Source organism: Psychromonas arctica (assembly GCF_038155225.1).
Classification (GTDB): domain Bacteria; phylum Pseudomonadota; class Gammaproteobacteria; order Enterobacterales; family Psychromonadaceae; genus Psychromonas; species Psychromonas arctica_B.
Map to the genome: position 1 here is coordinate 16,964 of NZ_JBAKBA010000038.1, position 23,328 is coordinate 40,291.

Below are 23,328 nucleotides of genomic sequence, written 5' to 3' on the forward strand. Positions count from 1 at the left end.
AGTAAAAAATTGCCCATAATTAATGATCCTTTTCTGGTGTTATTTTTGATTTTTCTTCTCTTTCTCTTAGGTCAAATATCATTATTTATTCTAAATAGAGATAAATAATCGTATTTAAAATGAGCCTAAGAGATAAATTTTCGAAGGTCATCAATTATAAATTGACAAATTAGTTGCCTAGGCAGTAACATATTTTTATTGTTAGTTGCCTAGGCAAGTAAGTGAGAGAAAAATGCATAGCTTAAATACTAAATCATTAGGTATTCCATTAGGGAAACTAATAGGTTTAGTTAATCTTCATAAAGAACAATTACTAAATCAATATCTTGCTCCTTTGGGGATGTCATCGGCACAATTTAAAGTGTTAGTGGCTATCCATTACTACGAGATGAATTCCCCAGCTGAAATATGTAAATATCTAAACATTAACGCAGGTTCAATGACCAGAATGGTCGAGCGTTTAGTTAAAAAAATTTTAATAGAAAAGCAGCCGAATCTAGAAGATAAACGCAGTGTGTTATTAAACTTGACTCCTACTGGTGAGTCTTTGTTAACGCAATGCATGGACACAATGGAAAATGATGTAGGGCCGTTACTCATTGGTGATCTCTCTCCAAAAGAAGTAGATCAACTTAGTCAATTATTGACACGTTTATTACCTTAGTTTTCTTCATTTTTCATTCAGATTTAAGCTAATCTGAACCTTTAACCTTTAACCTTTAACCTTTAACCTATAAATAATATGATGAGTAAGTCGATCATGGAAAATACAGCTACTAGTACAACTAACACAACCCCTAGTGATGCTAAAAGCAAACGTAAAACCTCTTTTGTTATATTATTTATCACGTTGCTTGTTATCGGTGTCGCGTGGTTTGCCTATTATGAGGTTTATGCTAAATATTCAGAAGAGACAGATGATGCTTATGTTAATGGTGATTTAGTGGTTATTTCACCGCAAATTTCAGGAACTGTTACCACGGTGCTAGCTGATCAAGGTGACTACGTTGAAAAAGGTCAGGTCATTGTCACTTTAGATTCGAGTGATACTAAAATTGCGTTGCAGGAAGCTGAAGCTAAATTAGGGATTGCAGTACGAGAAGTACGTAGTTTATATGCGGCAGCTGATAACGAAAAAGCAAAAATGCAATCGAGTAAAGTTGCCTATCGACAAGCCGTTAATGATTATAAACGCCGTCAAAATATAGCTAAAGCAGGTGCTATTTCAAAAGAAGATTTAACGCATTACCAAGATTTAGTTGATACAACTAATAGTGCTTATTTAGCATCACAAGAAGCGTTTAAAATGACATTAGCATTAGTTGATAATACCGTAATAGAGAATCACCCTGCAATAAAGTGGGCTGTAGCGGGGGTGCGTAAAAGCTACCTTGATAATATGCGCACAAACATTGTTGCGCCAGTGAGTGGTTATGTTGCTAAACGAGCAGTGCAATTAGGGACTCAAGTGCAACCAAGTAGTCAGTTAATGGTGATTGTGCCGTTGCATGATGTTTGGGTAGATGCGAATTTTAAAGAAAGTCAGATGAAAGATATGCGTATCGGGCAAAAGGTTACGTTAGTATCTGATCTTTATGGTGAAGACGTTAAATATAAAGGGGAAGTAGAAAGTCTTGGCATTGGAACTGGCAGTGCATTTTCATTATTACCTGCGCAAAATGCCAGCGGTAACTGGATCAAAATAGTACAACGTTTACCGGTTAAAATTCATTTAGAAGAAGATAACCAAGCAGAATTCCCGTTAAGAATTGGCCTTTCTATGGTTGCTACAGTAGATATTGAAGATACGACCGGTAATGTACTATCTCAACATGTTCAACAGGAAGCGCGTCTTGATACTAATGTTTATCAAAAATCATTAGAGGAGGCGGATAAGCTAGTCGCCAAGATCCTGCACAATAATGTCGGTGTTACTCTTCCTGAAGAAAAATAGAGGCAGTTATGCAGGATCAAACCTATAAGCCGCCAAGTTTAACATTAGCGGTTATTGCTTTAGCGTTAGCGACATTTATGCAAGTACTCGATAGTACCATTGCCAATGTTGCTTTACCTACGATTGCCGGTAGTTTAGGTGTCAGTTCAGAACAGAGCACCTGGATTATTACGTCATTTGCCGTCTGTAATGCCATTGCGTTACCGCTGACGGGGTGGCTTTCTCGTCGTATTGGGCAACTTAGATTATTTATCGTTTCCGTTTCATTATTTACGTTAACTTCTTTTTTATGCGGTATCGCAACCAGTATGCCTGAGTTGATCGCTTTTAGAGCGTTACAAGGTTTCTTTGCTGGACCGATGTTTCCTATGTGTCAGACCTTGTTACTTGCTATTTTTCCCTCTGTAAAACGTGGGGCAGCATTAGCATTGATTTCTATGGTTACCGTGGTCGCTCCTATTGTTGGACCCATAACAGGTGGTTGGATCACTGATAACTATTCTTGGCCTTGGATATTTTTTATTAATATTCCTATTGGTATTTTCTGTTGTGTCGCCGTATGGCAACAATTGAAAGGACGCGTTGATACTATCGCTAAAATGCCCATTGATTTTATTGGTATTGCTTTGCTTGTGTTAGGTGTTGGACTGTTACAAGTAGTGCTAGACCTTGGTAATAATGCTGATTGGTTCGAATCCACTCAAATCATTATCATGACTTGTATTTCTGTCGTGGCGTTAATTTCTTTTGTGATTTGGGAATTAACTGAAAAAAATCCTATTGTGAATCTATACCTGTTTAAAGATCGTAACTACACCTTTGGTACGATTGCATTGGTACTTAGTTATGCTGCCTTTTTTGCTATTAATGTTATTTTGCCACAGTGGTTACAAATCTACATGGGTTACACGGCTATTTGGGCGGGACTTGCTTCAGCACCGATGGGCATTTTACCGTTAATATTTGCACCGTTAATTGGTAAATATGCACATAAAATGGATATGCGGATTTTAGCCAGCATCTCTTTTGTTGTAATAGGTCTCTCTTGTTTCCTTCGTGCTAACTTTAATACTTCTGTCGACTTTGCTTCTGTTGCTGAAGTGCAGTTATTTATGGGTATTGGTATTGCTTTCATGTTTATGCCATTGACGACTATTTTCTTGTCTAACTTAAACCATGAGCAAGTTGCAGATGCTTCAGGCTTAACTACTTTCCTACGTGTATTAGGGGCAAGTTTTGCTTCTTCATTAACGACTTGGATATGGAATCGTCGTGCGGATTTTCATCATGCAAACTTGAGTGAACACGTGAATATCTATAATCCTGGCGCGGTAGAGTATTTAGATAAAATGGGCGGCGCTACGCAGACAAACCTTGCATCGGTTAATTCAGTGGTGACATCGCAATCCTATATGATGTCGTTAAATGATTACTTTTATATGTTAGGTATTTTATTCTTTGTATTAATTGGGATTGTTTGGTTTAGTAAAGGGCCTTTTATAAAGTCTTCTAGCTCGACGTCAGATCCTAAACTACCTACAACTGAAGCTTCTGCTGGGCATTAATCGATGACATAGACTATTTAGCCTTTATATTTTTGATGTCACTTTTGTCTAATGGCGTTATGCTAACTCAAACTTTGTAAGCTATTGAATATAAAATAGATTGATTAAACATGATTAAGAAGACTCTTAAGAACAAGGCTCTATAAAGTATTAATTAGCACGTTATGCCCAGTAATATATTCTATACAGTATAAATAGAGGAAATAATTTTATGACCGATTTAGAACAACAATTAGCTTTTATTATTGAAATTGACAAACTAAAAGCCGTTTATCGTCAAACCACTGTCAAAGAAGATAAAGATAGATATGAGAATAGTGCAGAGCATAGCTGGCACATCACATTAACGGCACAGTTATTACAAGATTATGCAGAACAACCTGTTGATATTAGTCGTGTCGTTAAAATGTTATTGATTCACGATATTATTGAAATTGATGCCGGTGACTTATTTGCTTTTGCCGCATCACAAGATCATGAGCAACAAGCATTAAAAGAAGAAAAAGCCGCTCAACGTTTATTTGGTCTATTACCAGCAGCCCAACATGAGCATTATAAAGCGCTGTGGTTTGAGTTTGAAGAAGCAAAAACAAATGATGCACAATTTGCAAAAGCGATGGATAGAATATTGCCGTTAGTACAAAACATGAATAATCAAGGTGGTAGCTGGGCTAAGCATAAAATTAGCCAATCACAAGTATTAGAGCGTAATAAATACCTCGAATTCATGGCACCTAAATTATGGCAATATGTTTTGGAACAGACCAATACTGCCGTTGCAAAAGGGTGGTTGTTGTAATCATTAATATTTATGCTTCGTGAGGGAATCTCTTTTAGTGTTAACACTGAAAATGGACTCAACCACGAAGTTGTTTCACGTGTTAAACATTAAACATTAAACATTAAACATAAAATATAAACGTAAAAAGCAAAGGTAAGTATTAAGCTAACTTCATACTGTTAATCTATTATTTTATGTACTCTTCTTTTCTTTCACTCTTTTATTTTCATTTATATTTATTATGGCGCTAACTAACATTATTATTTATGCCTCTCTGATTTTTCTCTTGTAGCTTTCACACTTTGTCCGATGTATTGTTGATCGTTGTTTTACTTTTAAATAAATAAAGTAAGCAACTTATTTGAACAACATGTTACGCAAAATGTAATCCGTAAAAGAGAGATAATATGACCAATAAAGTCGATGCGATTAAGCCTACTGCTGATATTCAACTTCATGTACATGAAACCCATGGGCATCAACGTGAAGATAAATATTTTTGGTTACGTGATGATAATCGAGAAGATCCAAAGGTGCTGGCTTATTTAGAAGAAGAAAATAATTATACAGAACAGCAAATGGCCCCTTTGGCTGATCTACAACAAAACTTATACGATGAAATGGTAGCAAGGCAAGAGCCAGAACTAGAGTCAGTGCCTTATTTCAAGAAAGGTTTTTGGTACACCTCTCGTTATGATGAAGGTAAAGACTACAGTGTCTATTCTCGTCGTAAAGGTGCATTAGAAGCTGAAGAAGAGATCTTTTTTGATTGTAATGAACGCGCTGAAGGATTTTCTTATTATCAATTGGGTGATTTAAGTCTGTCACCCAATTCAATGTTATTAGCGTTTACTGAAGATACCGTTAGTCGTCGTCAATACACATTACGTTTTAAAGACTTAGCCACCAATGAAATATTGAGTGAAAGTATTGAAGATGTCACAGATGTGGTGTGGGCAAATGATAATAAAACATTATTTTATGTTAAACAGCATCCGCAAACTTTACTTTCATATCAAGTTTATCGTCATATATTAGGTGATTCTTCTGCTAACGATGAGCTTATTTATGAAGAGAAAGATGATACTTTCTACCTTAATTTATATAAAACGCGTTCAGAAGATTATTTAGTTATTTGTGCTGATAGTACGATGACCTCTGAGTGTCTGATTTTAGATGCAAACCAACCGCAACAAAACTTTACCTGCTTTTTACCAAGACAAAAAGATCACGAATACAGCGTTGATCATTTCCAAGATAAGTTCTTTATTCGAAGTAACTATAGCGGTAAAAACTTCGCGTTACATACACTTGGATCTGATGTTGAAACCTTCCAAGTTGTTGCGCCAAGTGAATGGCAAACATTAGTCCCTGCAAGAGAAAAGGTACTGCTTGAAGGTTATGAACTAATGGATGATTGGTTAGTGGTTGAAGAGCGTTCATTGGGCTTACCGGTTCTACGCCAAATTCATTTTAAAACGGGTGAGTCACGAGAACTGACTTTTAATGATCCTGTTTATACTGTGTTTAGTCATTATAATCCGCAGTCAAATAGCACTAAGTTTCGTTACCAATATACTTCATTCACAACACCTTCAAGTGTCTATGAGTTAGACCTTGATAGCGGTGAAACAACGTTATTAAAACAAAGCAAGGTCATGGGCGATTTTGATAGTCAAGATTACCAAAGTGAACGAGTTTGGGTAACGGCTAGAGATGGCGTGGAAGTGCCTGTTTCATTAGTTTATAAGCATGCTTTATTTAATCATAACAATCCATTGTTGGTTTATGCTTATGGTTCATACGGACATAGTTTAGATATTGGTTTTAGTTCTGCTAACTTAAGTTTGTTAGACCGTGGTTTTGTCTATGCCGTCGCACATGTTCGAGGTGGTGAAGAACTTGGACGAGATTGGTATGAACAAGGTAAGTTACTGCAAAAGAAAAATACCTTTAATGACTTTGTTGATGTTTCAAAAGCGTTAGTCGAAAAAGACTATGGCGCAAAAGATAACGTTTTTGCAATGGGAGGAAGTGCTGGTGGATTGTTAATGGGAGCCATCGTCAATCAAGCACCTGAACTGTATCGCGGTGTTGTTGCCGCAGTTCCTTTTGTAGATGTCGTGTCGACAATGTTGGATGACACTATTCCATTAACAACGGGCGAATATGATGAATGGGGTAACCCCAATGATCCTGAATATTATCATTATATACTCAGCTATAGCCCTTATGATCAAGTGTCTGCCCAAGCTTATCCAAACATGTTAGTGACAACGGGTTTACATGATTCACAGGTTCAATACTGGGAGCCTGCTAAGTGGGTTGCTAAGCTACGTGAAATCAAAACCGATGATAATCAATTATTATTATATACCGACATGGAAGCCGGACATGGTGGTAAGTCAGGGCGCTTTAAGCACTTTGAAGATATTGCGAGAGAGTTTGCTTTCTTGATTGATTTAGCAAGTTAAGAAGTTAACTCATAAATAGTTGTTGAGGCTAGAAGTGAACGTATTGTAAAAATGAATACATTGCTGAAGTAAAATATCTTATAGAAACTGACTTACCGTTTTGGTAAGTCAGTTTTTTATTTAGCTAGTCAGTTTATTTAGTCAGAAATTTACTCGCCGTAAATATCAAAACTAAAGTATTTAGCTGCGATTTTATCGTAAGTTCCATTTTTACGGATTTCAGCTATCGCGGTATTGAATTTTTCCGCTAGCTTCTTATCTTGTTTACGTAACGCTAATGCCGTGCCTTCACCAACGTAAGCTTTGTCTGTTACTAATTTGCCTTTTAAAGCAAAGTTAGCGCCATTGTCTTTTTGTAAGAAAGCTAACACTAACTGATCTGAGTTAGCGAATGCTGCATCTAAACGGCCATTTTCTAAATCAATGTAAACTTGATCTTGTCCTGTATAACGTTTAATTTCCGCAACGTCACCGTACACATCGGTTACATAATTATCATGTATTGTACCAACTTGAACGCCAATCACTTTGCCTTTCAAACCTGCTTTATCAATGGTAAAGGTTGCTGTTTTAGCTGCTACAAAGCTAGCAGGTGTTTGATAGTATTTATCAGTAAACAGTACGCGTTTTTGACGTTCTTCTGTAATACGCATAGAAGCCATGATCACATCTGATTTTCTTGATAATAATCCCGGGATTAAACCATCCCATGCAAGCGTGACCCATTCACATTTTAGTGCAGCTTGAGCACATAAAGCATCTGCAATTTCTATATCAAAGCCAATAGGTTTACCGTCTGAATTTTTGTAGTTAAATGGTGGGTAAGTAAAATCAGAAGATAAACGAACGGCCTTTGATTCTGCTGCCTGTAATGGGGTCATAAATATTGATGACAATAATGTTGATGATAATAGTACTGCTATTTTTAACGATTTCATCGTAAGTTCCTTTTAGAGATATTGTTAATTGTTATAAATGGTTAATTTAAGTTTTTTAGAGCGTTTAAGGTTTCAAGCATGCTTTCTTTAGATCCAATAGTAATACGAATACAATCATTTAAAGCAGGCTCATGGATTTGATTTCGCGTTACAATGCCTTGTTCAATAAGGTACTGATAACTGTTTACATTATTACTAAATCGAATCAAAACAAAGTTGGTTTCACTACCAAATACATGCTGTACAGAATCTAATAACATTAGCTGACCTTTAAACCATTCACGTACTTGTATAAGTTTACTTGTTTGTTGTTGCATAAGGTGTAGTCCATTTTGAGACAATGCTTTTAGTGCAATCTCTGCCGTCGGATCTGCAATTGGGTACGGTGCAATCAGACGATTGATATAAGCCATGACACTGGTGTCTGCGAGTAAAAAACCACAGCGAATCGCAGCCAATCCAAAGGCTTTTGATAAGGTGCGTATAACAATTAAGTGCGGATATTTATGCATTAAATGTAATGCACTGCCATGCTTTGAAAATTCAATATAAGCTTCATCAACCACCACTAATGTAGAATCTTTACTCGCTTCTAATAGGTCAACAATATCGGCTTCATTAATGCCATTACCCGTTGGGTTATTAGGGGAGCATAAAAATAGTAAGGTGCTGCTTGGTAACTGTTTTTTAATGTTTTCTACATCAAGTTGAAAGTTTTCTAATAATGGTACTTTACAGGTTTTTACAGAAAATGAATCAGCACAAAACTCATACATGCCATAAGTGGGAGGGCATATAATGATTTGATCGTTGCCCGGACTACAGAAAGTACGAACCAATAAATCAATGGCTTCGTCTGCGCCGCGTACAGCGACTATTTCACAATCTAGTTTGCCCGATTGTTGTTCGCAGTAGTTGAGGTAAGCTTGTGCCGTATCATGAGGTAAAAAATCAGGATAACGATGGTAGTGATCATTACTACCTTGGCTTAAATCTCCATATTGAGCACAGGTTTCAAGTTCATTCGCATTTAGCCATAAATGCCCATTGCCACCAAGGCGACGTGCAGATTGATAAGGGATAAGCTTTTGTACTGCGCTAGGGACTAATTTTGATGCTAATGATTGCATTGACCAACTTCCAACTTAAATAAAAATACAGTGTTATAAATAATTGAATATTTACGCTTTAAATTAGAATAATTATTCATTTTTATTGTTGGCTTGATTAAAGCAAATCTTCATTGAAAGATGAAACGAAAAATAGGTATACTAGCTATGAATAAAAATCATAGCTAGTTATGTGAAAGAAGCATAATCGGTTACATGTTCGTTCTATTTGCATCAGTCAGTACGAGATAATAATGAATAATCGTTTACCTTCCACTAAAGAGATGCAGGCCTTCATTGTGACTGCGGAGCAACTAAAATTCACACTAGCAGCGCAAATATTGAATGTGACCCAAGGTGCGGTTAGTCGACAAATTATCTCTTTAGAAAAAAAGCTTGATATCACTTTATTTCATCGACATGCGAGAGGGTTAAGCTTAACCGAGAAAGGCCTGTGCTTTTTACCGTTAATAAAACAAGTACTTCAACAAATGAAAAGCGCTGTTGAACAAGTTTCAGCTATAAAACCTATCATTAAATTAAAAGCACCTAGCTGTATTACCACTTGGTTACTGCCAAAGGTGATGGCTTTTCAACAAGCCTATCCCGAGATAAAAGTAGAGCTGACCTCTTCCATTAAACATGATATTAATTTCTCGTCAGAATCCTTCGATGCGGCTATTTGTTATTGCACTGAGATAAAAGATAAAAGCTTAACTAGCGATTTATTGTTCGAGGAAATATTAACGCCCGTATGTGCATCTTCCTTATTGCCTGAAGGAACAACTCAGCTGAGCATAAATGAAATGAAAAATATGCCATGGTTGCATTCCACACCACAGCAAAGTGATTGGTCTTTATGGTTAACTCATGCCAATAGTGCTTCATTAGTTTCAAAGCATAATCAACACTTTGCGACTTTGGATGTTGCTGTGAGTGCTGCCAAGCAAGGGTTTGGTATTAGCATTGGTGATCTTGTGTTAGCTTCGTTAGATGTGGAATCTGGTGCACTAGTGATGCCGCATTCATTACAGGTAAAATCAGGTAAAGGTTATTATTTAGCAAGTTCAAAAACATCTAACAATTTGTCATTACCCATATTAGTCGCTTGGCTTCTAGAGCACACTAGATAATTAATGGGATAATACCAATCACACTAATTAACATCTTTTGGTTAATTATCCGATAGATGATTAACGAAGTTAATCTTCGAAAGGCTCAATTTACACCTTGAATTGAACTGTTTTTCCAGCGCAAAAATTTAGATTACATATTTAATGTAATAAGTATAACTTCCTGACATCAAACCCATGACTGAGCATAAAATGGCATAAACAAAGAGACCTGAGTAGAACAGAGAGGGTGACTAAATGTTGTTTGATAAAGGTGAGTCTTACACTTATAAATAATAGACTTATAAATAATACACTTATAAATAATACACTTATAGATAATTCGTTTTAATAGATAATTAAAATACGAACAATAATTACTGAGGTTGGTATTAACAGCCCTAAAACAAAAAAAGCCCGAGAACAATAAATTGCCTCGGGCTTTTTTATGCTAGCTGAAAAGTTTATTCAACAGAATCTTCACGTGGAGTACGTTCGTTTGCTTCACGTACTTTTAATGAACGTTCTTGGAACTCTTGCTCATTTAATGCTTCAATTGCATTTGCTGCATCGCTTTCTGGCATTTCAACAAAACCAAAACCACGGCGTTTACCTGTGTGTTTGTCTTTCATTAAACGTACTGAAATAACTTTACCGTGTTCTGCAAATAATGTGCGAATAGCCATTTCGTTTGCGCGGTAAGGTAAGTTACCAACATATAGTGTTGTCGTTGCAAAATCAGCTTCAGGCGCTGTTGCTGTTGTAGTCGTTTTGCTTGTATTTGCAAATTGAATAAGAAAACCAACTATCACTGCACCAGCGGCGAATAACATCGCGCCATTTAGGCTGATTGAAAGTAGGGTGATGGCAGCTGCACCAATAACGGCAACTGCAACAGAAAGCAACACTGGAGTGTTTGACTTCATAATTTAATAACCTCAAAAATAATAAAAGAAAAGAACTAGAAACGTAAGCGTAGATTCGATATCCCGAAAATAGCTCATAATGCTTTTTTGAGAATGGTGGCATAATCCCTGCCATTATCAATCCATGAAAAGCAAGCTCTATTGTATGTCAAAAAAACTAATTAGCGTTAATAGATTGCTTGATCATCTTTGATCTTGTTGAAGAAAAGTTAAAAATGTGAGGAAAGCCTCGCTGTTTGTGAGGGAAATGTGACCATTTAGTGCTGATTTTTTGTTCTCAATATCTTTTTGAAGATAAATGTTTACTTTTTATTCTGACAAAAAATATAACAAGCAGTTAACTGCTAAAGCATTACGACGATAGGTGTTTAAAGATGGAGATTAAAACAGAAATTCGCTAGAATGCACGGCAATTAAGATGCGTAAATTAGGCGTGTTAAAACTAGACATCAAAAGTAAGCATTAAAGTTACTAAAAGCGTACAGTAAATTGCGTTTAAGTTAGCTGCGATAAAGTGGTAATTAAAAATGATCAACCTGTATCGCAATGCAATATGTAGTCACTAATAAGGTATTAAAAGTATTCATGAAAAATATTCGTAACTTTTCAATTATTGCCCATATCGACCATGGTAAATCAACATTGTCAGATCGTTTAATCAGCACTTGTGGTGGTTTAACTGAGCGTGAAATGGCCGCGCAAGTAACTGATTCTATGGATATCGAACGCGAGCGTGGGATTACCATCAAAGCGCAAAGTGTCACGTTAGATTATAAAGCGAAAGACGGTGAAACTTACCAATTAAACTTTATCGACACACCAGGACACGTAGATTTCTCTTATGAAGTATCACGTTCTTTAGCGGCTTGTGAAGGTGCTTTATTAGTAGTTGATGCCGGTCAAGGCGTAGAAGCGCAAACACTAGCAAACTGTTATACCGCATTAGAAATGGACTTAGAAGTTGTCCCAATCTTAAATAAGATCGATTTACCGGCAGCAGAACCTGATCGTGTTGCTGAAGAAATTGAAGACATTGTGGGTATCGATGCTACAGACGCAGTGCGTTGCTCTGCTAAAACTGGTTTAGGTATTGATTTAGTATTAGAAGAAATCGTACGTATGATCCCGCCGCCAGAAGGGGATCTAGATGGTCCTCTGCAGGCATTAATTATCGACTCATGGTTTGATAACTATCAAGGTGTTGTTTCATTGGTACGTATCAAGCACGGTCAAATTAAAGTCGGCGATAGAATGAAAGTAATGACCACAGGTCAAGTTCATTTAGTGACTAAAGTGGGGTACTTTACGCCAAAACAGAAAGAAACAGGTATTTTAAAAGCCGGTGAAGTTGGTTATGTTATTTCTGGTATTAAAGATATTTTAGGCGCACCAGTAGGGGATACGTTAACACTTGCTGATAACCCATCACCAAAAGCATTACCTGGTTTTAAACGTGTTCAACCACAGGTTTACGCTGGTTTATTCCCAGTAAGCTCTGACGATTATGAAAACTTCCGTGATGCGCTGGGTAAATTAAGTATTAATGATGCGTCATTATTGTATGAACCAGAGAACTCGTCGGCACTAGGGTTTGGTTTCCGTTGTGGTTTCTTAGGTTTACTACACATGGAAATCATTCAAGAGCGTTTAGAGCGTGAATACGATATTGATTTGATTACAACAGCACCGACCGTAATTTATGAAGTTGAAAAAAATAACAACGAAATTGAATACGTAGATAGCCCTGCTAAATTACCAGCAACAAATGATATTAAAGAGATCCGCGAGCCAATTGCTGAGTGTAATATTTTAGTACCTCAAGCTTATTTAGGTAACGTAATCACTTTATGTATTAACAAACGTGGTGTACAAACTAAAATGGCTTATCACGGTAACCAAGTCGCATTAACTTACGAGATCCCAATGGGTGAAGTAGTCATGGACTTCTTTGACCGTTTAAAATCAACGAGCCGTGGTTATGCGTCATTGGAATATAACTTCATTCGTTTCCAATTAGCTGAAATGGTGCGTGTTGATGTCATGATCAATGGTGATCGTGTTGATGCATTAGCATTGATTACACATCGTGATAATGCAGAAGGTTACGGGCGTGAATTAGTAGAGAAAATGAAAGAATTGATTCCTCGTCAAATGTTTAATATTGCAATACAAGCTGCGATTGGTAGTAAAATTATTGCCCGTTCAACGGTTAAGCAATTAACTAAAAACGTATTGGCAAAATGTTACGGTGGTGATATCAGCCGTAAGAAAAAACTGTTGAAGAAACAGAAAGAAGGTAAGAAGCGAATGAAGTCTGTTGGTAACGTTGATGTTCCTCAAGAGGCTTTCTTAGCGGTGTTACATATCGGTAAAGATAAGTAGTGTTTGATTACTAATTCTTTTGAGTTTGATGATAGAAAATAGTAATTAAAAAATGTTAATGCGCTGGTGTCTAACCCGCGCATTTTGTATTTTAAACGAGTCATATTAGTTAAAATCCATTAATTAATATGATTTATAAGTGGATAGGAAAAAAAATGGCAAATTCATTTGCATTGATATTAGTAATTTTGACCTTAGTAACCGGTCTAGTTTGGGTTTTCGATAAAATTAAATGGGCTAAAAAACGTAAGCAGGCTTATGCCGATTTACAAGCTCAATCTGAGATTGAGTTAGACGATAAAACACTAGCAAAAATGGTTCCTGAAAATCCAATTATTGAAAATGCACGTAGTTTATTTCCAGTTATCGCAACCGTCTTTATCTTGCGTTCTTTTATTTATGAACCGTTTCAAATTCCATCGGGTTCAATGATGCCAACGCTGCTCGTTGGTGATTTCATTTTAGTTGAAAAATTCTCATACGGTATTAAAGAGCCGGTTTGGCAAACAACATTAATCCCAACTGGTCACCCTGAACGCGGTGATGTTGCGGTATTTAAATACCCTGAAGATCAACGTGTAGACTTCATCAAGCGTGTTGTTGGTTTACCGGGCGATAAGATAGTTTATAAAGATAAAGAATTATATATCGTACCTGCATGTGGTGACGCAAGCTGTGGTGATTACAAGAAATTAGATACCTCGTTCATCGGCGATCAAGATTTCAAACATGAAAGCAACACCGTAAAAGTTTACTCTGAAGTCTTAGGCGATGTTGAGCATCAACTATTGATTAATCCTTTGCGCAGAGAACAAACACAAGCTTATTACCAACAAAAAGAACCATTAACGGCAACCTATGAGTGGGTTGTACCTGAGGGGAACTATTTTGTAATGGGTGATAACCGTGATAATAGTCGCGATAGTCGTTTCTGGGGATTTGTGCCTGAGCGTAATCTAGTCGGTAAAGCCGTTGCTAAATGGATTAGTTTTGAATTTGACCGTGATACGAGCGACTTTTTACCTAATTGGGTTCCAAGTAATGTACGTTTTGAACGTATAGGTAGCATCAAATGAAGATGAAAGAAGAAGAATTAAAACGTTTAGAGAAACGTATCGGTTACGAATTTTCAGATTTTTCATTATTAAAGCAAGCTTTAACACACCGAAGTGCACTTGGTTTACATAATGAACGTTTAGAGTTTTTAGGCGATTCAATTTTAAGTTTTGCTATCTCAACTGATTTATATAAACGCTTTCCTAAAGTTGATGAAGGCGATTTAAGCCGTATGCGTGCGACCTTAGTTTGTGGAAAAATGTTATCAGAAGTAGGGCGTGAATTTGTATTGAGTGATTGCTTGATCTTAGGGCCAGGCGAATTAAAGAGTGGTGGCTTCCGTCGTGATTCAATTATCGCTGATGGCGTTGAAGCTATTATTGGTGCTGTTTTCTTAGATTCTAATATCGATGTGGTGAATAAATTAGTATTAAGTTGGTTTGAAAGCCGTCTTAATACCATTCAACCAGGTATTGGCCAAAAAGATCCTAAGACACGTTTACAAGAGCATTTACAATCTCGTAAACAGCCTTTACCACTTTATGAAGTGCTTGATGTTAAAGGTGAAGCTCACAATCAACAATTCACTATGAGCTGTGAAATTGAAGGTATGCAACAAGTACAAGGCAAGGGTACAAGTCGCCGTAAAGCTGAGCAAGTTGCTGCACAAACTATGTTAACCGCATTGTTAGGTGACAAATAATGTTACTTCTTAATGCTATTTATTTACCTGTATTATTAACTTTAACTTTCATCTATTTAGGAGCTAAATAATGACACAAAAATGTGGCTTAGTCGCAATCGTCGGGCGTCCTAATGTAGGGAAATCAACGCTTATTAATGCATTGCTTGGTCAAAAAGTAAGTATTACTTCACGTAAAGCACAAACAACGCGTCACCGTATTCTTGGGATCGATACTGATGGTGATTATCAAACCATCTTTGTTGATACACCTGGATTACATATTGAAGAAAAACGTGCCATTAACCGTTTAATGAATCGTGCCGCATCAAGCTCAATCAATGATGTAGAAATGATTGTGTTTGTAGTTGAAGGGACACATTGGACTGCTGATGATGAAATGGTATTGAGAAAGTTTGAATACCTAAAATGCCCTGTTATTTTAGCCGTTAATAAGATTGATAACGTCGAAGATAAAGAATTATTATTACCGCATTTACAGAAGATCGGTAAGCTTTATAACTTTGCACATATTTTGCCGATGTCAGCTAAATCGGGTGATAACGTTGAAAAAATTCGTGAATGGGCTAAAGGCGTTTTACCTGAATCTGAGTTTTATTTCCCAGAAGATTACATTACAGATCGTTCTTCACGTTTCATGGCGTCTGAAATTGTACGTGAAAAGTTAATGCGTTTTTTAGGTGATGAATTACCGTATTCAGTCACCGTTGAAATTGAACAATTTAAACAAAAAGCCAATGGCGTTTTGCATATTAATGCCCTGATCTTAGTAGAGCGTGATGGTCAAAAACGTATGGTTATCGGTAATAAAGGCGAAAAGCTGAAAGCGATAGGTATGCAAGCACGAATCGATATGGAAGAGTTATTTGACTCTAAAGTATTCCTAGAAATTTGGGTTAAAGTTAAATCTGGTTGGGCTGATGACGATCGTGCATTACGTTCATTGGGTTATGGCGATGATTATAACGGTTAATAGACGTTAATAGGTCTTAGCTTAGCCATTTACTGGCAAGTTTTGACCTTCCATAATGGTTATTTTCCGCTTATAGAGGCTATTTAATGTCTATTGAGTGCCACAATGCTTTTATACTTCACCGTCGTCCTTACGGTGAAACTAGTCAACTTGTTGACCTGTTTTGCCAAGACGTCGGTAAAGTAAGCCTTATTTTTAAAGGCGGTCGTAGTAGTACTCGCATGAAACGTGGCATGGCTCAGCCATTCACGTTATTGCTCGCCAGTTATTTTGGCCGTGGTAGTTTAAAAACGGTTAAGTCTCTAGAGGCGCAAACTCAAGTTGTACCTCTACATGGGCAACGTTTATATATTGCGATGTACGTTAACGAGCTGCTATATCGTTTATTGCAAGCTGAGACGGCCTGCGATGGTCTTTTTGAATGTTATCAACGTACTCTTATTAGTATTGCCCGTGATGACGACCCACAAAAAGCACTACGCTTATTTGAATTAACATTATTAGAAACATTAGGTTATGGTATTAACTTCGATCATGATGTTTACAGTGATGATATTATCGAATCAGGTTTTCAATATCAATATCAACAGCAACTTGGTTTCTTTGCTAAACAAGCTATTTGTAAACCAGAACAGGTTTATGATGGGCAAGATATAATTAATCTATCGCAACGCGAACTAGATAGTGAAGCAACCTTAAAAATGGCAAAACGTTTTTGCCGTCAAGCATTAGCCAATTTGTTAGGTGATAAACCCTTACATAGTCGTGCACTTTTCGCCGCTAAATAAAAAGTTTGGGTCATTTCAACGCGTTAAAAATCAGACCAAAGTAAAGAATTAATAGCAACAGCATAAAGGAAATAACATGAGCAAAATTTTATTAGGTGTAAATATCGACCATGTTGCAACACTTCGTAATGCACGTGGTACATGTTACCCAGAACCAGCACATTTAGCCGCAGTAGCAGAAACCTCTGGTGCTGATGGTATTACTATTCATCTCCGTGAAGATCGTCGTCATATCCATGATCGTGACGTTGCCGTGTTAGCACAAACATTACAGACTCGTATGAATCTTGAAATGGCAGTGACTGACGAAATGGTTGAAATAGCGTTAAAAACTAAACCAACATTTGTTTGTTTAGTGCCTGAAAAACGTGAAGAACTCACCACCGAAGGTGGTTTAGATGTAGTGGGTAATTACGATAAAATCGCTAATGCAGTAAGTCGTTTAAATGCGGCGAACATTCAAGTGAGTTTGTTTATTGACCCTGAAGCGGCACAAATTGATGCTGCCGTTAAAATGAAAGCGGCGTATGTTGAATTACATACAGGTCAATATGCAGATGCTAAAAATGACGATATCCAAGAAGCTGAGCTAGCACGTGTTGCTAAAGCGGCAACCTATGGTCATAAAGCGGGTATTAAAGTTAATGCCGGTCATGGTTTGAATTATCACAATGTTAAACCTATTGCTGCTTTACCTGAGATTATCGAGCTTAATATTGGTCATGCCATTGTTGCTCGTGCATTAATAGATGGTTTCTCTGTTGCAGTAAGTGAAATGAAGCGTTTGATGATTGAAGGTCGTAATCATAGTTTATAGGCAATAACGTATAAGTAAGCTATAAGTTAGTATTTATAAGTCACTATTTGACTATTAATAAGCATTAATCAAACTGAATGATTAATGCTTATTATTCTACTTTTGTACTTAAGCTGACTTACAGTCTACTTATATTAATAATCATATATTTATTGTTTCATTCCCCGTTGTAGAGGTGTCACGTGAGTTCAGATCTTTATATTGAGCAGTTACGAACCCAATTTCCTATTTTAGATCAGCAAGTAAATGAGCATCAGCTTGTTTATCTCGATAACGCCGCCACTACGCAAAAGCCACAATCAGTCATTGATGCTATCTGTCATTATTACCAAACCAGTAATGCTAATGTGCATCGAGCTAGCCACGCGTTAAGTAACCAAGCAACGTCATTATTTGAACAAAGCCGAGTCAAAGTACAAACATTTATTAATGCACAACGTTCAGAAGAAATCATTTGGACAAAAGGCACAACCGAAGGCATTAATCTATTAGCTAATGTATTTGCAGATCAGTTACAGGCTGGCGATGAAATTATTATTAGTGCCTTGGAACATCATGCCAATATCGTCCCTTGGCAAATGCTTGCTAAAAAAACAGGTGCAGTCCTTAAGGTCATTCCTTTAACAGAACAGCATTGTTTAGATTTAACTGCCTTTCAATCTTTACTCACTTCAAACACTAAAATTGTTTCTATTGCGCATGTTTCCAATGCACTTGGTGTTATTAATCCCATTAAAGAAGTGATTGAATTAGCACATCAACAAGGCGCTAAAGTGATTATAGATGGGGCACAAGCTGTTGCGCATATTGATGTTGACGTCCAACAACTTGATTGTGATTTTTATCTCTTCTCTGGGCATAAATTATTTGGTCCAACAGGTATTGGCGTATTGTATGGAAAACTGGATTTATTAAATCAACTTCCTCCATGGCAAGGCGGCGGTGAAATGATTCAAACTGTCACCTTTGAAGAAGCCACCTACAACCAACTACCTTTCAAATTTGAAGCAGGTACGCCTAACATTGCAGGTGCAATTGGTTTGGGTGCAGCCATTGATTTTGTAAATGCTCTAGACACTGAATGTTGTCAAAATCATGAACAAAGCTTAATTGAATATACTGAAAATGCTCTAAGCGAGATGTCTGAAATAAACCTATTTGCCAAAGATGTAACAAAGTCAGGTGCGATTAGCTTTATTGTTAAAGGCGAACATAGCACCGATATTGCCATGTTATTAAATGCACAGGGTATTGCTGTTAGAAGTGGAACGCATTGTGCGATGCCATTAATGTCAGTATTAAATTGTAGCGGTACGGTAAGAGTGTCTTTTTCTGTTTATAACACATTGGACGAAGCCAAAGTATTTGTTGATGCATTACAAAAGGTTGTTGAGATTTTAGGTGATTAAGTAGACTCTCAACTAAACTTTTAACAAACCAAAGCTAAGTATCGATTAGACTATTAAGTAAGGTTTAAATTAAGCGATTAATTAAGTCCGTTTTTCTTCTAAGTATTTATTTAGGAACTATTATGTCAGCAAACTTAACGCAACTATTATCAATCATGCAGCAACTACGTACTCCTGAAACAGGGTGTCCATGGGATCTTAAGCAAACCTTTGATAGCGTGGTGCCCCATACTATTGAAGAAGCTTATGAAGTGGCGGATGCTATTGCTAACAAAGACTTCGATGACTTAAAAGGGGAGTTAGGGGACTTATTATTCCAAGTTGTCTTTTATGCTCAGTTAGCAAAGGAGCAAGGTTTATTTGAGTTTGATGACATTCTAGAAGTGTTAAACGAAAAGTTGATCCGTCGACATCCTCACGTGTTTTCTACTTCAGAGTTTACAACTGATGCAGAAATTAATGCGAATTGGGAAGCGGAGAAAGAAAAAGAGCGCCTTAAAAAAGCCAAGTCTTTAAACACAAAAGAAAGTATTTTAGATAACATTCCACTTGCTTTACCTTCATTAACACGTGCTTATAAAATTCAAAAACGTGCCGCTAGTGTTGGTTTCGACTGGGCTGAATTAGAACCTGTTATTGCTAAGATTCATGAAGAGATTGATGAAGTCTTAGTCGAAGTCAAAAGAACTGACTTAACTGAAGCGCAACAAAAAGAAAGAATTGTTGATGAATTAGGTGATTTATTATTTGCTAACGTTAATCTCGTTCGTCACTTAAAAGCGAATCCAGAACAAGTACTGAATCAAGCAAACCAAAAGTTTTCATCAAGATTTAAGCTTGTAGAACAACATGTTAAATCTTTGGGTAAAGAGATGGGAGATTGCACATTGAATGAGTTAGATTCAATTTGGAATCAGATAAAGAAAATCCCGTCTTAAACTAGACCTCATCTAACGTCTAACAATCATCATCAAAGCACTTTATTAGTAATAAAGTGCTTTTTAGTTTGTCGAAAATAGCGCACCTTGTTATACTATTGTCCCATCTAAATGCTCAATTTTCTCCATTTTGATAAAACGGTCACACTTCAAGACCCTAACTTTACTTATTTATAAGTTGAGTTTTTTTGCTGTGTGATGTTTTTATTTGGCAGTGAAATGAGGATTGTTTTTTCTCATTCTTAATGGCTCAGGGTTATTATGACAACAAAATATATATTCGTAACGGGTGGTGTGGTTTCATCACTTGGTAAAGGTATTGCTGCAGGTTCTCTAGCGGCAATTTTAGAAGCGCGTGGTTTAGACGTAACGATTCTGAAACTTGACCCTTATATTAATGTTGACCCGGGTACTATGAGCCCAATTCAGCATGGTGAAGTATTTGTAACTGACGACGGCGCAGAAACAGATCTTGATTTAGGCCATTACGAACGCTTTATTCGTACCAAAATGACTAAACGTAATAACTTTACTACAGGTCGAATCTACTCTGATGTACTAGCTAAAGAGCGTCGTGGTGATTACCTTGGCGCAACTATTCAGGTTATTCCACACATCACAAATGAAATTCAAGCTCGCGTGATCGCTGGTGGCGAAGGTCATGATGTGGCAATCGTTGAGCTAGGTGGAACGGTTGGTGATATTGAATCACAACCTTTCATTGAAGCTATTCGCCAATTAGGTTTAAAAGTAGGTCAAGAAAATGCAATGTTCATGCATTTGACTCTATTGCCTTACTTGAAAACAGCTGGCGAAATTAAAACTAAACCAACACAACACTCAGTTAAAGAGTTGCGTAGTTTAGGTATTCAGCCTGACATTCTTATTTGCCGTAGTGAAGTAAGCTTCCCTGCAAATGAACGTGCAAAAATCGCATTGTTTTGTAACGTGCAAGAAAAATCAGTTATCTCATTGCGTGACGTAGATTCAATCTACAAAATTCCAGCATTGTTAAAACAACAAGGTTTAGATCAAATCTGTGTTGAACGTTTTGGTTTAGATTGTCCTGAAGCAGATTTAAGTGAATGGGAAAAAGTAGTTTCTGAAGAAGCTAATACAACCAGTGAAGTTATTATTGGTATGGTGGGTAAATACACTGAGTTACCTGATGCTTACAAATCAGTGAACGAAGCATTAAAACATGGCGGCTTAAAAAATGCTGCGACAGTTAAAATTAAATACATTGATTCACAAGACGTTGAAATCAAAGGCCTAGGTGTATTAGAAGGCATTGATGCAATCCTAATTCCAGGTGGATTTGGTGAACGTGGTGTAGAAGGTAAAATTTTAGCGGCGCAATATGCACGAGAAAACAAAATTCCTTACTTAGGTATTTGTTTAGGTATGCAAGTAGCGCTTATTGAATTTGCACGAAATGTTGCTGCTCTTGAAAATGCCCATTCAACAGAATTTAATGCTGAAACAAAATACCCCGTGGTTGGTTTAATCACTGAATGGATCGATAAATCAGGTGAAGTTGAACAACGTACTGAAGACTCTGATCTTGGTGGTACGATGCGCGTTGGCTCTCAAAAATGTCATTTAGCGGACAAATCTAAAGTATTAGAAATGTACGGTAGTAAAGAAATTTTTGAACGTCATCGTCATCGTTATGAAGTTAATAACAATTTATTACCGGCGATTAAAAAAGCAGGTTTGAAAATTACTGGTTTGTCAGAAGACAAAAAATTAGTAGAAATAATTGAAAATCCAAATCACCCTTGGTTTGTTGCTGCGCAATTCCATCCGGAGTTCACATCAACACCACGTGATGGTCACCCATTATTTAAAGGGTTTATAAAAGCTGCGATAGATCATCAACAAGGTCGTTTTTCATAGTTTTTGTTGACCAGGTCACGTTATTTTGTTAAAAAATTGCACAATAAAACGTTGTTGAAGTTATTAACAACTCGTTACAAAGAATTTTTAAAATTTTATTTTTATTAAAACAAAGGAATAATCATGTCAAACATAGTTAAAGTACTTGGTCGTGAAATCATGGATTCACGTGGTAACCCAACTGTAGAAGCTGAAGTTCATCTTGCAGACGGTTCTATCGGTATGGCTGCTGCACCTTCTGGTGCATCTACTGGTTCTCGTGAAGCTCTTGAACTACGTGACGGCGACAAAGCTCGTTACTTAGGTAAAGGCGTTCTTAAAGCTGTTGCAGCTGTAAACGGTCCAATCGCTGAAGCACTAGCTGGTAAAGATGCATTAGCACAAGCTGAGCTTGACCAAATCATGATCGACCTAGACGGAACTGAAAACAAAGCTAAGTTTGGTGCAAACGCTATCCTAGCTGTTTCACTAGCTGCTGCTAAAGCTGCTGCAATCTCTAAGAAAGTACCTCTATACGCTCACATTGCTGACTTAAACGGTACTTCTGGTGTTTACTCTATGCCTCTTCCAATGATGAACATCATCAATGGTGGCGAGCATGCAGATAACTCTGTAGATATCCAAGAATTCATGATCCAACCAGTTGGCGCGCCTAACTTCCGTGAAGGCCTACGTATGGGTGCTGAAGTATTCCATAGCCTAGCTAAAGTACTTAAAGCTGACGGTCACTCAACTGCTGTTGGTGATGAAGGTGGTTTTGCTCCTAACCTTGAGTCTAACGAAGCTGCACTTGCTGCAATCGAAAAAGCAGTTGCAAATGCTGGTTACGTACTAGGTAAAGACATCACATTAGCGATGGATTGTGCTGCATCTGAGTTCTACGACAAAGAAGCAAACATCTACGACCTTAAAGGTGAAGGTAAAAAATTCACTTCAGAAGAATTCAACTTCTTCCTACAAGATTTGACTAAAAAATACCCAATCGTTTCTATTGAAGATGGTCTTGACGAGTCTGACTGGGATGGTTTTGCACACCAAACTAAACTAATGGGTGATAAAATCCAATTAGTTGGTGACGATCTATTCGTAACAAACACTAAGATTCTTAAGCGTGGTATCGACAACGGTATTGCTAACTCAATCTTAATCAAGTTTAACCAAATCGGTTCTTTAACTGAAACTTTAGCTGCAATCAAAATGGCTAAAGACGCTGGTTTCACTGTTGTTATCTCTCACCGTTCAGGTGAAACTGAAGATTCAACAATTGCTGACCTAGCTGTTGGTACTGCTGCCGGCCAAATCAAAACAGGTTCATTGAGCCGTTCTGACCGTGTTGCTAAGTACAACCAACTTCTACGTATCGAAGAAGCTTTAGGCGCTGCTGCACCTTACAATGGTCTTAAAGAAGTTAAAGGTCAGTAATATTAGTATTTAACTTAGGTTAAGATTAATATTCTACTTTGATTTATAAATCCTCACTTCGGTGGGGATTTTTTTTGCCTAT

At 37.0% G+C, this 23,328-nt stretch carries 19 protein-coding genes; 16 read left to right on the plus strand and 3 right to left on the minus strand.

Features of this window, described 5'->3' with window-relative positions; genetic code table 11:
• Positions 1 to 232: 232 nt before the first annotated feature.
• From V6255_RS14215 to V6255_RS14235, 5 genes are all read left to right on the plus strand, one after another.
• Entirely contained in the window at positions 233 to 664 is a 432-nt protein-coding gene (locus tag V6255_RS14215; RefSeq protein WP_341628755.1) for a MarR family transcriptional regulator, read from the plus strand.
• A 96-nt stretch (positions 665 to 760) separates the two neighbouring features.
• The gene (locus V6255_RS14220) at positions 761 to 1,954 is read left to right on the plus strand and encodes an efflux RND transporter periplasmic adaptor subunit (protein ID WP_341628756.1); all 1,194 of its coding nucleotides are present in this window, start codon (positions 761 to 763) and stop codon (positions 1,952 to 1,954) included.
• An 8-nt stretch (positions 1,955 to 1,962) separates the two neighbouring features.
• The gene (locus tag V6255_RS14225; RefSeq protein ID WP_341628757.1) at positions 1,963 to 3,519 is read left to right on the plus strand and encodes a DHA2 family efflux MFS transporter permease subunit; all 1,557 of its coding nucleotides are present in this window, start codon (positions 1,963 to 1,965) and stop codon (positions 3,517 to 3,519) included.
• Between the two features lie 211 nt (positions 3,520 to 3,730).
• Positions 3,731 to 4,318: an HD domain-containing protein gene (locus tag V6255_RS14230; RefSeq protein ID WP_341628758.1), complete on the plus strand. Its 588-nt coding sequence runs from the start codon at positions 3,731 to 3,733 to the stop codon at positions 4,316 to 4,318.
• Positions 4,319 to 4,707: 389 nt separating this feature from the next.
• On the plus strand, positions 4,708 to 6,774 hold the full coding sequence (locus V6255_RS14235) for a S9 family peptidase (RefSeq protein WP_341628759.1): 2,067 nt from the start codon (positions 4,708 to 4,710) through the stop codon (positions 6,772 to 6,774).
• A gap of 149 nt (positions 6,775 to 6,923) precedes the next feature.
• Here the strand turns inward: V6255_RS14235 and V6255_RS14240 are convergent, their stop codons facing one another.
• Together V6255_RS14240 and hisC are read right to left on the minus strand one after the other, a co-directional pair.
• The gene (locus tag V6255_RS14240; protein ID WP_025562919.1) at positions 6,924 to 7,712 is read right to left on the minus strand and encodes a transporter substrate-binding domain-containing protein; all 789 of its coding nucleotides are present in this window, start codon (positions 7,710 to 7,712) and stop codon (positions 6,924 to 6,926) included.
• Between the two features lie 41 nt (positions 7,713 to 7,753).
• Positions 7,754 to 8,842 (minus strand): histidinol-phosphate transaminase, encoded by a 1,089-nt coding sequence (gene hisC / locus V6255_RS14245; RefSeq protein ID WP_341628760.1) that lies wholly within the window; start codon positions 8,840 to 8,842, stop codon positions 7,754 to 7,756.
• A gap of 233 nt (positions 8,843 to 9,075) precedes the next feature.
• On the opposite strand from hisC, the gene V6255_RS14250 reads away from it, so the two are divergent.
• Positions 9,076 to 9,954: a LysR substrate-binding domain-containing protein gene (locus V6255_RS14250; RefSeq protein ID WP_341628761.1), complete on the plus strand. Its 879-nt coding sequence runs from the start codon at positions 9,076 to 9,078 to the stop codon at positions 9,952 to 9,954.
• A 443-nt stretch (positions 9,955 to 10,397) separates the two neighbouring features.
• Here V6255_RS14250 and V6255_RS14255 read toward each other — a convergent pair whose 3' ends face one another.
• Positions 10,398 to 10,859: an RNA-binding protein gene (locus tag V6255_RS14255; RefSeq protein WP_341628762.1), complete on the minus strand. Its 462-nt coding sequence runs from the start codon at positions 10,857 to 10,859 to the stop codon at positions 10,398 to 10,400.
• A gap of 585 nt (positions 10,860 to 11,444) precedes the next feature.
• Here V6255_RS14255 and lepA point away from each other — a divergent pair.
• The 10 genes from lepA to eno all read left to right on the plus strand — a co-directional run bounded on the left by lepA (position 11,445) and on the right by eno (position 23,246).
• Positions 11,445 to 13,241: a translation elongation factor 4 gene (gene lepA, locus V6255_RS14260; RefSeq protein WP_341628763.1), complete on the plus strand. Its 1,797-nt coding sequence runs from the start codon at positions 11,445 to 11,447 to the stop codon at positions 13,239 to 13,241.
• Between the two features lie 155 nt (positions 13,242 to 13,396).
• On the plus strand, positions 13,397 to 14,317 hold the full coding sequence (gene lepB / locus V6255_RS14265) for a signal peptidase I (protein WP_341628764.1): 921 nt from the start codon (positions 13,397 to 13,399) through the stop codon (positions 14,315 to 14,317).
• Positions 14,314 to 15,000 (plus strand): ribonuclease III, encoded by a 687-nt coding sequence (rnc, locus tag V6255_RS14270; protein WP_341628765.1) that lies wholly within the window; start codon positions 14,314 to 14,316, stop codon positions 14,998 to 15,000. The genes lepB and rnc overlap by 4 nt, the downstream gene beginning before the upstream one ends.
• A gap of 70 nt (positions 15,001 to 15,070) precedes the next feature.
• Positions 15,071 to 15,973, plus strand: coding sequence for a GTPase Era (era, locus tag V6255_RS14275; RefSeq protein WP_341628766.1), 903 nt, complete (start codon positions 15,071 to 15,073; stop codon positions 15,971 to 15,973).
• A gap of 86 nt (positions 15,974 to 16,059) precedes the next feature.
• On the plus strand, positions 16,060 to 16,761 hold the full coding sequence (gene recO / locus V6255_RS14280; RefSeq protein ID WP_025562910.1) for a DNA repair protein RecO: 702 nt from the start codon (positions 16,060 to 16,062) through the stop codon (positions 16,759 to 16,761).
• A gap of 76 nt (positions 16,762 to 16,837) precedes the next feature.
• The gene (gene pdxJ / locus V6255_RS14285) at positions 16,838 to 17,578 is read left to right on the plus strand and encodes a pyridoxine 5'-phosphate synthase (protein ID WP_025562909.1); all 741 of its coding nucleotides are present in this window, start codon (positions 16,838 to 16,840) and stop codon (positions 17,576 to 17,578) included.
• Between the two features lie 182 nt (positions 17,579 to 17,760).
• The gene (locus V6255_RS14290) at positions 17,761 to 18,987 is read left to right on the plus strand and encodes a cysteine desulfurase (RefSeq protein WP_341628767.1); all 1,227 of its coding nucleotides are present in this window, start codon (positions 17,761 to 17,763) and stop codon (positions 18,985 to 18,987) included.
• 122 nt (positions 18,988 to 19,109) lie between these two features.
• The gene (mazG, locus tag V6255_RS14295; RefSeq protein WP_341628768.1) at positions 19,110 to 19,925 is read left to right on the plus strand and encodes a nucleoside triphosphate pyrophosphohydrolase; all 816 of its coding nucleotides are present in this window, start codon (positions 19,110 to 19,112) and stop codon (positions 19,923 to 19,925) included.
• A gap of 261 nt (positions 19,926 to 20,186) precedes the next feature.
• Positions 20,187 to 21,824, plus strand: a complete 1,638-nt coding sequence (locus tag V6255_RS14300) for a CTP synthase (protein WP_341628769.1) — start codon at positions 20,187 to 20,189, stop codon at positions 21,822 to 21,824.
• A 123-nt stretch (positions 21,825 to 21,947) separates the two neighbouring features.
• The gene (gene eno, locus V6255_RS14305; protein WP_341628770.1) at positions 21,948 to 23,246 is read left to right on the plus strand and encodes a phosphopyruvate hydratase; all 1,299 of its coding nucleotides are present in this window, start codon (positions 21,948 to 21,950) and stop codon (positions 23,244 to 23,246) included.
• Positions 23,247 to 23,328 lie beyond the last annotated feature (82 nt).

What these genes read in the sequence shown, in the direction of transcription:
- V6255_RS14215 (WP_341628755.1), top strand. Translation starts at nt 233, where the DNA reads ATGCATAGCTTAAATACTAAATCATTAGGTATTCCATTAGGGAAACTA.
- V6255_RS14220 (WP_341628756.1), top strand. Translation starts at nt 761, where the DNA reads ATGGAAAATACAGCTACTAGTACAACTAACACAACCCCTAGTGATGCT.
- V6255_RS14225 (WP_341628757.1), top strand. Translation starts at nt 1,963, where the DNA reads ATGCAGGATCAAACCTATAAGCCGCCAAGTTTAACATTAGCGGTTATT.
- V6255_RS14230 (WP_341628758.1), top strand. Translation starts at nt 3,731, where the DNA reads ATGACCGATTTAGAACAACAATTAGCTTTTATTATTGAAATTGACAAA.
- V6255_RS14235 (WP_341628759.1), top strand. Translation starts at nt 4,708, where the DNA reads ATGACCAATAAAGTCGATGCGATTAAGCCTACTGCTGATATTCAACTT.
- V6255_RS14240 (WP_025562919.1), bottom strand. Translation starts at nt 7,712, where the DNA reads ATGAAATCGTTAAAAATAGCAGTACTATTATCATCAACATTATTGTCA.
- hisC (WP_341628760.1), bottom strand. Translation starts at nt 8,842, where the DNA reads ATGCAATCATTAGCATCAAAATTAGTCCCTAGCGCAGTACAAAAGCTT.
- V6255_RS14250 (WP_341628761.1), top strand. Translation starts at nt 9,076, where the DNA reads ATGAATAATCGTTTACCTTCCACTAAAGAGATGCAGGCCTTCATTGTG.
- V6255_RS14255 (WP_341628762.1), bottom strand. Translation starts at nt 10,859, where the DNA reads ATGAAGTCAAACACTCCAGTGTTGCTTTCTGTTGCAGTTGCCGTTATT.
- lepA (WP_341628763.1), top strand. Translation starts at nt 11,445, where the DNA reads ATGAAAAATATTCGTAACTTTTCAATTATTGCCCATATCGACCATGGT.
- lepB (WP_341628764.1), top strand. Translation starts at nt 13,397, where the DNA reads ATGGCAAATTCATTTGCATTGATATTAGTAATTTTGACCTTAGTAACC.
- rnc (WP_341628765.1), top strand. Translation starts at nt 14,314, where the DNA reads ATGAAGATGAAAGAAGAAGAATTAAAACGTTTAGAGAAACGTATCGGT.
- era (WP_341628766.1), top strand. Translation starts at nt 15,071, where the DNA reads ATGACACAAAAATGTGGCTTAGTCGCAATCGTCGGGCGTCCTAATGTA.
- recO (WP_025562910.1), top strand. Translation starts at nt 16,060, where the DNA reads ATGTCTATTGAGTGCCACAATGCTTTTATACTTCACCGTCGTCCTTAC.
- pdxJ (WP_025562909.1), top strand. Translation starts at nt 16,838, where the DNA reads ATGAGCAAAATTTTATTAGGTGTAAATATCGACCATGTTGCAACACTT.
- mazG (WP_341628768.1), top strand. Translation starts at nt 19,110, where the DNA reads ATGTCAGCAAACTTAACGCAACTATTATCAATCATGCAGCAACTACGT.
- V6255_RS14300 (WP_341628769.1), top strand. Translation starts at nt 20,187, where the DNA reads ATGACAACAAAATATATATTCGTAACGGGTGGTGTGGTTTCATCACTT.
- eno (WP_341628770.1), top strand. Translation starts at nt 21,948, where the DNA reads ATGTCAAACATAGTTAAAGTACTTGGTCGTGAAATCATGGATTCACGT.